General features: G+C 40.1%; 15 protein-coding genes. 10 read left to right on the forward strand and 5 right to left on the reverse strand.

Translation table 11 applies throughout. The annotated features are described in order from the left end of the window. The first annotated feature begins 7 nt into the window (after positions 1-7). Positions 8-190, forward strand: coding sequence for a hypothetical protein (locus tag ACAY00_RS08805; protein ID WP_371372567.1), 183 nt, complete (start codon positions 8-10; stop codon positions 188-190). An 88-nt stretch (positions 191-278) separates the two neighbouring features. On the opposite strand, the gene bamC is transcribed toward ACAY00_RS08805, so the two are convergent. Further along, positions 279-1,361, reverse strand: a complete 1,083-nt coding sequence (bamC, locus tag ACAY00_RS08810; RefSeq protein ID WP_371372569.1) for an outer membrane protein assembly factor BamC — start codon at positions 1,359-1,361, stop codon at positions 279-281. 352 nt (positions 1,362-1,713) lie between these two features. On the opposite strand from bamC, the gene ACAY00_RS08815 reads away from it, so the two are divergent. Together ACAY00_RS08815 and bcp are read left to right on the forward strand one after the other, a co-directional pair. Continuing rightward, the gene (locus tag ACAY00_RS08815; protein WP_371372571.1) at positions 1,714-2,238 is read left to right on the forward strand and encodes a glycine cleavage system protein R; all 525 of its coding nucleotides are present in this window, start codon (positions 1,714-1,716) and stop codon (positions 2,236-2,238) included. Positions 2,239-2,247: 9 nt separating this feature from the next. Beyond that, positions 2,248-2,715, forward strand: a complete 468-nt coding sequence (gene bcp / locus ACAY00_RS08820; protein ID WP_371372573.1) for a thioredoxin-dependent thiol peroxidase — start codon at positions 2,248-2,250, stop codon at positions 2,713-2,715. A gap of 124 nt (positions 2,716-2,839) precedes the next feature. On the opposite strand, the gene ACAY00_RS08825 is transcribed toward bcp, so the two are convergent. Both ACAY00_RS08825 and ACAY00_RS08830 read right to left on the reverse strand, forming a co-directional pair. Continuing rightward, positions 2,840-3,919 carry an AI-2E family transporter gene (locus ACAY00_RS08825; RefSeq protein ID WP_371372575.1) on the reverse strand — a complete coding sequence of 360 codons (1,080 nt, stop codon included), beginning with the start codon at positions 3,917-3,919 and terminating at the stop codon, positions 2,840-2,842. Beyond that, positions 3,916-4,158 carry a sulfurtransferase TusA family protein gene (locus ACAY00_RS08830; protein WP_371372577.1) on the reverse strand — a complete coding sequence of 81 codons (243 nt, stop codon included), beginning with the start codon at positions 4,156-4,158 and terminating at the stop codon, positions 3,916-3,918. Before ACAY00_RS08830 ends, ACAY00_RS08825 begins: the two co-directional genes overlap by 4 nt. 220 nt (positions 4,159-4,378) lie before the next feature. On the opposite strand from ACAY00_RS08830, the gene ACAY00_RS08835 reads away from it, so the two are divergent. The 4 genes from ACAY00_RS08835 to ACAY00_RS08850 are packed head-to-tail and all read left to right on the forward strand — an operon-like array spanning position 4,379 to position 8,589. Then, positions 4,379-5,845, forward strand: a complete 1,467-nt coding sequence (locus ACAY00_RS08835; protein ID WP_371372579.1) for a M48 family metalloprotease — start codon at positions 4,379-4,381, stop codon at positions 5,843-5,845. Positions 5,846-5,889: 44 nt separating this feature from the next. Next, entirely contained in the window at positions 5,890-6,240 is a 351-nt protein-coding gene (gene arsC / locus ACAY00_RS08840) for an arsenate reductase (glutaredoxin) (RefSeq protein ID WP_371372581.1), read from the forward strand. Between the two features lie 8 nt (positions 6,241-6,248). Next, complete coding sequence (locus ACAY00_RS08845) at positions 6,249-6,662, forward strand: DUF2069 domain-containing protein (protein WP_371372583.1); 414 nt, start codon at positions 6,249-6,251, stop codon at positions 6,660-6,662. A gap of 55 nt (positions 6,663-6,717) precedes the next feature. After that, positions 6,718-8,589, forward strand: a complete 1,872-nt coding sequence (locus ACAY00_RS08850) for a hypothetical protein (RefSeq protein WP_371372585.1) — start codon at positions 6,718-6,720, stop codon at positions 8,587-8,589. Between the two features lie 189 nt (positions 8,590-8,778). On the opposite strand, the gene hda is transcribed toward ACAY00_RS08850, so the two are convergent. After that, a complete protein-coding gene (gene hda / locus ACAY00_RS08855) occupies positions 8,779-9,480 on the reverse strand; it encodes a DnaA regulatory inactivator Hda (RefSeq protein ID WP_371372587.1) in 702 nt (233 codons plus the stop codon). Next, on the reverse strand, positions 9,480-10,652 hold the full coding sequence (locus ACAY00_RS08860) for a DUF2066 domain-containing protein (protein WP_371372589.1): 1,173 nt from the start codon (positions 10,650-10,652) through the stop codon (positions 9,480-9,482). The genes hda and ACAY00_RS08860 overlap by 1 nt, the downstream gene beginning before the upstream one ends. 172 nt (positions 10,653-10,824) lie before the next feature. Between ACAY00_RS08860 and purM the strand changes: the two genes are divergently transcribed. From purM to ACAY00_RS08875, 3 genes are read left to right on the forward strand one after another with little or no spacing between them, the layout of a single operon-like run. Further along, positions 10,825-11,865, forward strand: a complete 1,041-nt coding sequence (purM, locus tag ACAY00_RS08865; RefSeq protein ID WP_371372591.1) for a phosphoribosylformylglycinamidine cyclo-ligase — start codon at positions 10,825-10,827, stop codon at positions 11,863-11,865. Between the two features lie 9 nt (positions 11,866-11,874). Further along, the gene (gene purN, locus ACAY00_RS08870) at positions 11,875-12,525 is read left to right on the forward strand and encodes a phosphoribosylglycinamide formyltransferase (RefSeq protein ID WP_371372593.1); all 651 of its coding nucleotides are present in this window, start codon (positions 11,875-11,877) and stop codon (positions 12,523-12,525) included. A 25-nt stretch (positions 12,526-12,550) separates the two neighbouring features. Further along, positions 12,551-13,315: a DUF3108 domain-containing protein gene (locus ACAY00_RS08875; protein WP_371372595.1), complete on the forward strand. Its 765-nt coding sequence runs from the start codon at positions 12,551-12,553 to the stop codon at positions 13,313-13,315. Positions 13,316-13,318: the final 3 nt, after the last annotated feature.

Below are 13,318 nucleotides of genomic sequence, written 5' to 3' on the forward strand. Positions count from 1 at the left end.
ACTATCGATGGACTTTTGGACAATCGTGATCATTTGCGGCTTAGCCCTAGCGGCTATTATAGGCAACTTATCTTTGTTAAGGCGCTCTAATACGCCGTTACGCAAGACCCCTTTAAATGAGCTCAAAGAGACATTACCAAGAAATAACAAATTAAGTAAAGACAAAGACTCAAAAACACCAGAGAAATAAAGCCATACCTAGAGCACAAAAAAGCCGATATGTTGACACATATCGGCTTTTTAAATGCTATCGCACGGTTAAAATCGGCGAGCCTCAATTACTCTTTAAAAGATAATGCCGGCTCTAAAATATCAAAGTTGTCCAATAATAACTCTTCGCTTAACACGTTATTTTGGTCATCGCTTATCACCAACGCGGTTTTGCCATCAAAAGGCTGAAGATGAAATTCATAAGTACCATCTTCCAATTCAACAACCGGTAATTCATCACCAAAAATACTGTCCCAAACGCCTGTTTCAGGTTTGGTGTAATACACTTGATAAATAAATTTATCTTCATTTAAATCGGTCACTTTAAAGCCATACTTTTCAAAAAAGCTCGGAATATAATTCCAATACTGCTCGACAGGGTAATCGATGATCAACGCCGGCTGACCATTTTTTGATTGACCATATTTGACCAACTTCATGTTCGCACGAGCGATTCTGTCTTCACGATTATTTACCCGATAGATATAGCCAAGCTGAGTCGTAATGTCATTTACCATCGCCATTTCAACTCGAGATTGCTCAATCGGGTCAATGTTGGTGACTAGACCTTCGTCGCTTTTTAACACATAGTCAATTAAGTCAACATTTAAACCAATGCTGCGGCCATGTGGTTTAGTCAGTAAACTGTATTTAAAACGCCAGCTTTCACTTGCTTCAACACTATTCCAAAATAGAGATCCTGATTCATGGTCATGTTTTACCCAATCAGATTCGAAGGTGTTGTTTTGCTCATCCGCTTTAATGAGAGCAACACCGTGTTCATCAAGGTAATCTGTGATCGCTTGAACCACTAATTGTTTTAAGTCGCGATTATCATCAACTTTGTCAAACCAAATAGTGGCTGTTTTATCAAACTCATCAACACGGCTACCTGTCGCTGTTGGTAATGCCAATGCCGGTGCTCTGATGTCCACCGCTTGACCAACAGGTTGGTCTTGCTTGGTCACATCAGGGATATAGAAAGTGTCATTAAAATCGGGTTTATCTAAATTTTCAGGGATAGTCAAAGTGGAACCCTGAGTTAAATCTACGTAGTTAAATTCGCCATTTGCCTGTTTGCGGGTTTCATAGCTACTACAAGCCGCTAATGATAAACTCATTAAAGAAAATAAAAAAATACGGCGATCCATTGATACTCCTGAGGATTTAAGCCTGTACCCGGTGTTTGACACTAGTACATTCAGTTAAGGTTCTTTGCTCTAAACATAAACTTTTCGCATTTATTAATGAGGAAAATTAAGCATTCACGTTCGGCAAAAAATTATTGTTATTTGGTATAAATCAAACAGATACTTGGATTTGATAACTAAAAAAAAGTTCCGTCAGCCAAAAAATTTTCAATATTGATCTGTTTTTATCGCGGTTTATGGTACTTGTAAGCCCCAATAAAAACAAGTTTTACAGGGAAAAGAATCAGAAACTATAATTGTCGTTAATTTGCTTATACAATAAGCTCTGGTTAAAAAGAATAAGATAAAAAATATGACTCAATTTTTGGTATTTACTGCGGTTGGCACAGACAGAACAGGTATTGTCAGTGAAATAACCGAACTGGCAAGCGATTTTGGTTGTAATATTGTCGACTCGCGTATGGCCATTCTAGGCAATGAATTTACCCTGATCATGCTATTAAGTGGCAAACGTTCGGCCATTAACCAGTTTGAAACTCGGCTGCCTCTTTTAGCGCATTCATTGCAATTGCTTACCATAAGCAAACGCACCAGTGAGCATGAGCCTAAGTTTGTTACCAAGTATTTAGAAGTTAAAGTAACCAGTAAAGACACTCCGGGTATACTCAAAGACATTACCCGCTTTTTTGCCAAAAGAAATATGGACTTGTCGTCATTAAAGTCGATAAGTTGCAAAGATGATAGCGCCCAAATCAATCTTTCCATTGATGCCACTACCGACGTTAATACCGAACAATTAAACCAAGACTTTCAAAACCTTTGTCAACAATTACAAGTGAAAGGTGAAATTTTTATAACAACAAACCCAACTGTTTAAGGGATATTTATGAAAACATTAGTCGCTGGCGATAACGCCCCGCTATTTACATTACAAAACCAAGACGATGAAACGGTTTCTCTTGCCGAATTTATTGGTAAGAAAAAAGTACTCGTTTACTTTTACCCTAAAGCAATGACCCCAGGTTGTACGGTTCAGGCACAAGGCCTTCGTGACAGCAAAACCGAGCTCGATAATGCCAACACGGTCGTCTTTGGGATCAGCCCAGATGAGCCTAAGCGCTTGCATAAATTTTGCTTGCGCGATGAATTAAACTTTACCTTGTTATCCGATCCAGATCATCACGTTGCCGAGCTATTTGGGGTTTGGGGGTTAAAGAAATTTATGGGACGAGAATACGATGGTATTCATCGCATCAGTTTTTTAATTGGTCTAGATGGAAAAATTGAACACGTATTCAATAAGTTTAAAACCAAAGATCATCACCAAGTGGTGCTTGAGACTTTAAATAGCTAATAAAAAGCACATTAAAAAGCCCTAAATTGTGATTCAATTTAGGGCTTTTTTCGTCGCTTAAAATGTCTCGATTCTAATGCCTACTGTAGGACTCATTCTAATTAAGCCGGCAACTTGTTGTCTGTTATTCACTCACTGACGGTTCTTCTGAGCTGAAACCGCTTTCAGGCCATGCGTTAATTACCGCCTTGACCAAGGTCGCTAATGGAATTGCAAAAAACACGCCCCAAAAACCCCATAAACCGCCAAAAATAATCACCGCGATGATAATGGCTACGGGATGTAAATTTACCGCTTCTGAGAACAATATAGGGACCAACACATTACCATCAAGAATCTGAATGATTGCATAGGCTAACATGACGTAACCAAACTCAGGGCTAACGCCCCATTGAAATAAAGCAACTAATAGCACGGGGAAGGTAACAACGGTTGCGCCGACATAAGGTACCAATACCGACAACCCCACTAATGCCCCAAGCAATACCGCATAGTTTAATCCAAGCAACGCAAAGGCAATGGTTGACGCGCCGCCAATGATAAGTATTTCAACCACCTTACCTCGTATGTAATTATGAATTTGATGGTGCATTTCGTTACCAACTTGCTTGGTTAAACGACGCTCTTTTGGCAAAAAACGACCTAAGTTTGAAAGTATTTCCGTTTTGTCTTTTAAGAAAAAGAACACCATGATCGGCACTAAAATAAGATAAATCATCAAGGCCACAATATCTGAAATAGAATTAAGGGATGTTTCTAAAATAAATTGGCCCAGTTCAAGGATCTTCTCTTTGATTGTTCGGATAACATTTTCAATTTGCTCTGGCTGAATTAAATCCGGATACTTTTCAGGCAACTCCATAATAAAGACATTTGCCTTATTAACCATGGCTGGAACTTCTTGTATTAAATTAGAGGTTTGGTTCCAAAGCACTGGTAGCAATCCTAAAAAGATCAGTAAACCGATACCGGTAAAGGCAATCATCACCAAAGTGGTTGCTTTATTTCGATTTAAGCCAATTTTCATCACTTGTTGTACTGGCCTCTCCAATAAAAACGCCAAGACCACCGCAACCAAAACTGGCATTAATAAGTCATTAAAAAAGTAGAGCACAGCGATGGTCACGATGATAAACAGACTTAAAGTGACCACGTGTGGATCCGCAAACTTTGCTTTATACCAATCAACAATGTATTCAATCATTGAATAAACTTCTCTTTATTAATAATAATTTCCACTACATCTTGCTGGTGATTTTGCGAGAACTCAATCCCTTGGCTTGTTAACCATTTGGGAATATCGGCAATCGAACCTGGATCGGTTAAAATCAGCTTTAATCTTTGCCCTGCGCCTAACTGTTTTAACAACAACTTGGTTTTTACCAGTGGCAAAGGGCAGCGCTCACCTTCTGCATTGTATTCTATCTCTGACAAAGCTATCATCAGCGTTTACATCCTCATTTACAACCACCCAAAATGGTACCATTGCCAGGGCTTAAATAAAACAAAGACAACAAGTGTAACTGTTATGGTACTTGAAAACTTACCCCTGTTACTCCACTATATATAAAAAGAGTCAGATCTCATAACTTATTGCAACTTTGTCAATTTTTAAGACTCTAAATTTTCATTTCCCAGGTATCGTTGCAGTTTCAGGATATTAATGACAGCAATAAATTACAATAAGCGTCGACCGTTTTGGGTGGCATTAATCGCGACTGTGCTTATTAGTCAGAGCGCAGCTTCTGCACAGGATAATCGAAATAAATTGCCCGAAATAGGCACTTCTGCGGTTAGTACTCTTTCCTTAGATAAAGAAGAGCGCTATGGCGACGCGATGATGCGTTCACTACGAGCAAGTCAGCCCATCGTGCAAGATCCCGTCCTTATTGAATACATTAATCATTTGGGTAACTCTTTGGTCCTCAATGCCAATGATGTTCATTATAAATTTCGATTTTTCATCCTAAACAATCAAGAAATTAATGCATTTGCTTTTTTTGGTGGCCATATTGGTATTCACACAGGGTTAATAACTCTTGCTGATAACGAGAGCGAATTGGCTTCGGTCCTTGCACACGAGATTTCACACGTCACCCAACGCCACCTTGCGCGTAAAATGGAGGCTCAAAGTCGCACCGCGCCAATGTCATTGGCAGGGATGATTTCAGGTGTACTGGTGTCTTTAGTTAACCCTGAAGCTGGATTTGCGATTTTAAATACTTCCATCGCAGCAGGCCAACAAGCGAGTATTAACTACACTCGAATCAATGAAAAAGAAGCCGATAGAGTCGGTATTCGGTTGCTTGCTTTAAGTGGATTTGACCCCAATGGGGCTCCCGAATTTTTTCGCAAAATGGCGAGTAAATATCGATACTCTTCAAAGCCTCCTGCTATGTTGTTAACACACCCCTTGCCTGAATCTCGTATTGCCGATGCCAGAAATCGAGCGCAAAGCTTGCCGCAAAAATTGTTGCCACCGAGTCTCGACTTTGAATTAGCTAAAGCTCGCATCCGTGCGCGCTATGAAGGTGACCCTAGTGACAACGTTAAAATATTTTTAAGCGAATTGGCCAAAAAACACTACCAAATAGAGCAAGCAGCTGTTTATGGTTTAGCGATGTCCTACTTTGAAGACAAGCAATATCAACAAGCCGAACTTACCCTAGAGCCTTTACTAGAACAAGATCCACAAAACTTGTTTTACGTAGATTTAATGACCGATATCCACTTACAACAAAAGCACTATCAGCAAGCCTTAACCATGTTAAGCAAACTAAACTTACTGATGCCAAATAATCAAGTGGTTACCCTTAATTATGCCAATGCTGCTCTGCAAGCAGACCAACTCGATTTAGCCAGCCAGTTGTTGCAAGACTTTATCATTGTCCAAGGTGATAATTTTATTGCCCATGACTTACTAAGCGACGTTTACAAAAAGCAGAAAAAAGATGCCCAGATGCATTCATCTAGAGCCGAAGTTTATGCTTTAATGGGGGTTTACCCTAAAGCCATTGACGAATTACAAACAGGCTTAAACCACACTGAACAACACAGTGTTATGTATAAACGGTTGAAAGCAAGAATTTTGCAATTTCAGGCTCAAGAAAAAGAACTGAAAAAGTTATAATCACTCAATTGTTCATTAGTAATCCAATAACCAGAAGAGAAACCATGTCTGTCTATACTATTTACCACAACCCAAGATGTTCAAAAAGCCGTCAAACTCTGCAACTATTAGAACAAGCAAATGTTGAGATAAACGTTGTCGAATATCTTAAAAATCCGCCGTCAGAAGAAACCATCAAAAACCTATTAAAGATGCTGGATTTATCACCACGACAAGCAATGCGCACGAAAGAAGTCGAATATAAAGAACAAAATTTATCGGACGAATCTGTTAGCGATGCCCGTTTAATTCGCGCTATGCACAACACGCCTAAGCTTATCGAACGCCCCATTGTTGTGGTCGATGATAAAGCCTGTATTGGTCGTCCACCTGAAAATGTTTTAGCACTTTTATAGAGCGTCTAATGAAAAACATATCGACTCAAAACCTGCGTAAACTGACGTTAGTTGGCTATTTTGGCCTATTATTTTTTATGCCGTTATGGCTTTTAGTGCTAAGCCCTAGCAAAGGCTTATCGCCTACCCTTTCATTGGTAATGTTTACCTTGCCGTTATTATTTCCAATGCGAGGGTTGTTACAAGGTAACCCATACACTTTTGCTTGGGCGAATTTTGTTGTAATGATTTATTTCTTACACAGTCTAACGACCTTATGGGTTGGCGAGGGTGAAAGAATTTATGCTTCAATCGAGTTATTTTTTGCAACAATGATGTTTGTTTTTGGTTCTTATTACAGTAAATATCGTGGTCAAGAGCTTGGTTTAAAAATAAAAAAACTGAAAGACGAACTAAAAGAAGAAAAAGAACGTAATAGCTAAGGCTAGCATGTTCGTTTGAACTACCCCAAATACCAATCTAAATGAGGACGTTAAGATGAAGTACTTGTCAGTGTTGTTTACTGTAATGTTTTTGAGTGCCTGCTCTGGCGGTGATTCATCCATTGAAGGGGGTAATGTTTCCCCAGTAGAACCAGGTAATACCTTCATCACCAGTAATGACCTTGAAATCTCTGCTGGCGACAGTGTAGAACTGATTTTATATCGCCCCGACGATGAAATAAGCAATATTAATTGGGTCCAGCTAAGTGGCGACCCAATTAATATTTTGTCTGCACAGGCAAAAGTCGTGTCTTTTACCATTCCTCAAAGTGGTAATTATGTCTTTGAAGTGGCTTATACCGCAGGCGGTGAGAGGCTTTCTGAACAAGTGCAAATCGATGCAGGTAACATCCGCCCTAAACTTGTGGCCAGACTTGGGCACAGTGTTGTAGAAGGTGGTAATGTTTCGTTACGTGCCTACTTTGACCAAGATATCAAGCTTAATACCATTAATTGGCGACAAATTAGTGGTCCAAGTCTGGTGTTTGATAACGACAACCAAGATCCAGCCTTACTTATTTTCGATGTCCCACAAGTCATCAAAGACACCATCGTTACCATTGAACTGCAAGGGCAAGATGATTCTGGCCAAGTTTACCGTGATTCAGTCTCAATATTGGTTGAAAATACGCCAACAATTCCAAGCCAAGCTTACTTTGACAGCGAACGCCTCGCCAAAGTACGGCCATACGATAGAAATTCCCCCTATGCGAACACTATTGTGGGGTGCGTTTATTCAAACCAGTTAACCTCATCGTGTGAACTTGGTGATTTACCTCCCCTTGGTGCCGATACCAATAAACAAACCCCAACTATTGAACAAGTAATGCAACGCGTTGTCGTCTCTCATGACTGGATGGGTGATAGATTTAAACAATACTTAGAAAACTTTGATCAACACGATGACTTTAAAAATTTACTTCGCGCCGCCACGGCGGTGGTGCTTTCATACGATGTTCGCCCATCCTTTTACTGGGCCGCAACTGGGGCGATATACTTAGATCCAAACAACTTATGGATGACTGCTCAAGAGCGCGATACCATAAATGAAGCACCAGATTATCGTTCAAATTTTGGCAATAATTTACAATTCATTATTCCTTGGCGCTATGTTAAGAACAACGACTATGTGACCTTTGATTACCCAATTCAAGATCGCGACAACCGCAACATGGCTGATATTCAATTTGAATTAGCCGATTTGCTCTATCATGAACTCGGACATGCCAATGACTATTTCCCCAAAGAAGAGTGGCAAACCTTTACCCTAGATTCTCGCTTTTTAGATGCTGCTTTGCACTTTGATGAAATATCAGAAGAAATGATCGCACTCTATCCTTTAACCAGTGATGAAATGAAAAATTTAGCCGCCGTTAGGTTTTTAGGTGCTGAGGCAACCCCTGCTCAAAAAGCCTACTTACCCGCAGATGTGGTTGAGTTTTACCACCCTGATTTTGCTAATGGCTTTTATAATTACACCAATGAAAAAGAAGATCTTGGTATTTTGTTTGAATCGTTAATGATGTCAATACGATATGGTATTCAACGTGATACTGCGGTGATCAGTAACCAACAAGATGGTTACCTTGTGAGCTGGGGGGAGCGTGGCCGCGTTGCGCGAGCAAACATTTTAGCCCGAGCCAAATTTATCGCCAAACGGTTGTTACCTGAGCTCGATGTATCTTTAGCCGACAGCTTGCCAGCGCCGACACCAATGAAAGCAGGTGTATCTTGGTTTGATAACTTAGAGCTCGACAATGGCATTCCCTCTGAGCAACTTTCATTAAAAGATAATCCAGGAGTACGCTCTCGAGATAGCCAGTTAAGAGAGTTTCATCAACACGGTAAAGCCTTGCCCAAACATTAAATGCAATGGTTAATAGCGAGTTATGCAACTTAATGGATTTGGTTTTATCATTAAACGCGGTGAGTTTTTGGGCGAATCGGTGCCAATCTAGGTTCGCCTTTATCCTTGCCATTTATCGCAAGCGAACACCAGACTTTCATTGTTTTTGTTCACATCAACACTAGGGATTGAGCTTGGCGTTCAATAGCATTAAAGCAAAATTTCTTTGATAAATGGTATGGTGATTTTACGTTGCTCTCTTATCGACGCTTTGTCGAGAATATCAAGACACTCCACTAATGACTTCATATCGCGCGATAAACGATTTAATAAAAATTTAGCGGTATCATTACTAAGCTTTATCCCTCGAAGCGTAGCACGCTGTTGAATCGCAATAATTTTTTCATTATCGGTGAGCGGTTTGACTTGCTCGGTATAACCCCAACTGATCCGAGAGACCAAGTCTGGTAAGGTAATATTTAATTCGTTGGCGCTGTTATTTCCGGTAATGATAATGCGTTTATTATTTTCAATAACACGGTTATATAAGTCAAAAACGCCTTGTTCCCACTCACGATTGCCCGCAATAAGGTGCAAGTCATCCAAACAAATAATGTCGATGTTTTCTAAATCGTTGAGTACTTCTACCGACAAGTCTTTAAGTTCAGAAAAAGACAAACAAAGTGAATGCAACTTTAACTGATAAGCAAGCGCAGTACTGGCATGAAGCAAATGAGATTTACCAACACCTGGTTGGCCAAATAAATAAAAGCCATTGACGTTACCGGCTTCGTTTTCGACAAAGGCTTTTAATTGGGCCAATAAGCTTTGATTCGCGGTAGAATAAAAACTGGCAAAGTTTTCATCATCAGGTAAGTGAACCGCCAGCGGTAGTTGTGATAATTTCGTCATTAACCGTTCCAATTAAAACTTAGAATGGCATTGGGATCGACTGCTGCCAATGGATCTTGGTTTAAACTCAAGCTTTTTTCCAACTTCAGCGCTTGCTTTATGGCGCTGGCATCGGCCACTATGTTTAATCGAAATAGCATTGTACTGCCTTCAACTTGGCGAAGTTGAACCTCAGAAACTAAGGTTAAATTGCTTAGGAATTCATTAATACGAACAAATGCTTTCATGTTGACAACATTGGTGATTTCAATATCAAGATACGAACGGTTGTTGGTGCTAAGAACAAAGGATTGATCATTATAAAGCGCATCCGCCAAATCATTTATCGCCTCGACCATTAATTTAGTTTTGTCTTGACCTTGATAGGATTGGTCGAAGCGTTTGCCATTAACCCACATCTGCCAATCAACCACATAGGCTTGACTGTTAAGCTCTGCTTCGTTTTGTCCTTGCATCAATTGTTGGTCATTTTGGTCAGCGCTAGCGGCTATATCGCTATTACATTTGGCACCACAAACAGGTTCACTCAATAAGGTTTTATTCGACACTCTGATCACCGCCATTGACTCGGCAAAGTAACGCGCTGATGCTTGCTCTAAGCTATCTTCAAAACGGCCCCAAACATCCGATTCTGATACAGTCATTGAGTCGGTTAAATCCCACAATGGAAAAATAAGCGGTAATCCACGTTTGCTGGCGACCTGAATAATAATATCTTTTGCTGCATTATTGCTTAAATCGCCAATAAAATTGCGCTCAACGCCATCTTCTTCCACCAACCAAATGGAGGTTAATGGTCGGTGTTTACTCCAAACTTTTACTTGTGCTCGTTGCAATAACCGGTTCACTTTATTTTGCTCAAAACTTGCCAACAAATAGAGCTGACCAGATTCTTGGCTGTAACTAAATTGGCTTAAATAATTTTGTGGCTTATTAACAGCCGATCTTAATACTCGATTTTGTTGCACAGGACGACTACCAGACAACTTTACCAATACTTGCTCTAAAGCAAGTTGCTGCGCTCTGGTTTTATCTTCTGGCGATTGCGAATTTAATTTTATTTTCGCTTGGTACAATCCGCTCACTTCAACCGCTGAAACCGAGCCAATTATGGCGAACACCCCAACAATCGAGCAAAAAACCAACGATATAAACACTTTCATCATATTCATAGGCAAATATTATCATAAAGATTAAGAATTTAACCAAGAATTGAAAATTTTTTCTCACAAAGATTTTAACCGCAGGCCAGCACTGGTAGAATACGCGCAATTTTATAACGTTTGGTCCAACTTTGGTTACAATAGCCATTAGGATTTTTTAATAATAAATAAAGGGTTTATCGTGAGTGAGCAAAAACAATCTCTGAGCTACAAAGACGCGGGTGTTGATATCGATGCAGGTAATGCGTTGGTTGAAAACATCAAAGGTGCGGTAAAAAGAACAACTCGTCCAGAAGTAATGGGTGGTTTAGGTGGTTTTGGTGCTGTATGTCAGCTACCTGCGGGCTATAAAGAGCCAGTATTAATTTCTGGTACCGACGGTGTTGGCACGAAATTGCGTTTAGCCATTGATTTGAAAAAGCACGACACCGTTGGCATCGACCTCGTTGCTATGTGTGTTAATGACTTATTAGTATTAGGTGCAGAGCCTTTATACTTTTTAGACTATTACGCGACAGCAAAGCTTGACGTTGAGGTAGCCAGTGCCGTTGTTAGTGGTATTGCTGAAGGTTGTGTGCAGTCAGGTTGTGCCTTAGTTGGTGGTGAAACCGCAGAGATGCCAGGTATGTACCATCAAGGTGACTATGATATTGCAGGTTTTTGTACCGGTGTAGCTGAAAAATCAGAAATTATTGATGGCTCAAAAGTGAAAGCTGGTGACCAACTTATTGCCCTTGCCTCTTCTGGTCCTCACTCAAACGGTTTTTCACTTATTCGCAAAGTATTAGAAGTAAATAACACCGATACCAGCGAAATGCTAGGCGATAAAACCATTGCCGATCACTTACTTGAACCAACAAAGATTTACGTTAAGTCTACTTTAGCTCTACTTAAAGACGTTAAAGCCCATGCCTTATCACACATTACTGGTGGTGGATTTTGGGAAAATATTCCTCGCGTATTACCACAAAATACCAAGGCAGTTATCGATGGTAAAAGCTGGCAATGGCCTGAGATTTTTAACTGGCTACAAGAAAAAGGTAACATCACGACTCACGAAATGTACCGTACATTTAACTGTGGCGTTGGGATGATTATCGTTGTACCTGCGGATAAAGTTGCCACCAGTTTAGATATTTTAACTCAACATGGTGAACAAGCTTGGCACATTGGTGCCATTGAAACAGCCGGTAATGACGAAGAGCAAGTTGAAATCAAATAAGGCGATAACATGCAACAAAGCAAACGCATTGTCGTTCTGATTTCTGGCAACGGCAGTAATTTACAGGCGATTATTGATGCCTGTAATGAGCAGCGAATTTGCGCGAATGTTGTCGGTGTGGTGTCAAACAAGGCCGATGCCTATGGTTTGACCCGCGCCAAAAACAGCAACATTGACCATGCTGTGGTTGCGCATACAGACTTTAGTGAGCGTCAACTCTACGATCAAGAGCTGATCAAAGTTATCGACTCTTATCAACCCGATTTGATTGTGTTAGCTGGATTTATGCGTATTCTTACGCCAACGTTTGTGCAGCACTTTGCAGGTCGCTTATTGAATATACACCCGTCATTATTGCCTAAATATCAAGGCTTAAATACGCATCAACGAGCCATAGAGGCCGGCGACAGTGAACATGGTGTTAGTGTCCACTTTGTGACGGAAGAACTAGATGGTGGCCCTGTTATTTTGCAAGCCAAGGTTCCAGTCTTTGATAACGACAAAGCGGTGGATTTAGCAGCCAGAGTTCATGAGCAAGAATACAGGATTTACCCGTTAGTGATAAAGTGGTATTGTGAAAGTCGACTTCAGATGAAAGACGGCAATGCCATCTTAGATAACAATGTATTACCCGCAAATGGCTATGCTAATGACGAGTAATGCAAACTAAAGCACGAGGGTATTTATGCGCAGTAAAATTCAACAATGTATTTTGTTTCTCAGTTTATCAGCAGCCTCTATTTATAGCGTCAATGCCAATCCACTGATATCGAAACTTGATGATTTTACTGCACATTACAATATTGTTCACGATGGTGACATTGTTGGTAAAGGTAAACGACAATTAACCCACTTAGACGATGGTAGCATCGATTTTAGTTACCAAACCGAAATTGAGTGGTTTATTTTCGAAGATCAGCGCGAAGAATTCACTAACGTTCGTATTATTAATGACACCGTCATCCCCAACAGTTATAAATCTACTCGCAAAGGTACTGGTAAAGATAAGTTTTATCATTGGCAGTACAACGCAGAACAGCAAAGCATTACCAACCTTAAGAAAAAGTCGTCAAAGCCAACATTAATTAAATGGCCTGAAGGCTTACAAAGCAAATTAAGTTATCATCTTCAAACTCGGCTGAACTTAATCAATGGTGTTAATGATTTTGATTTCGAGGTAATTAATACTTCAGGAAAAATCAAAACCTACCACTATGAATACGTTGGCAAAGAAGAAATTATGCTCCCGTTTGGCGTGATTAACACCGTTAAGCTGCAACGTAAAAAAATTAACTCAGAGCAAGTTACCTATGTATGGCTGGCTCCCGAACTTGATTTTGCTATGGTCAAATTGCATCAAATTGATGGTAGCCTGAAACAGTTCCATGCCGAGTTGTATGATTTTAACGGTAGTCAATCATTGGCTGAATATAAAAATCAGAGTAAATAATCG

Origin of the sequence: Thalassotalea sp. 273M-4, from assembly GCF_041410465.1 — a bacterium.
In the GTDB taxonomy this organism is placed as follows: Bacteria; Pseudomonadota; Gammaproteobacteria; order Enterobacterales; family Alteromonadaceae; genus Thalassotalea_A; species Thalassotalea_A aquiviva.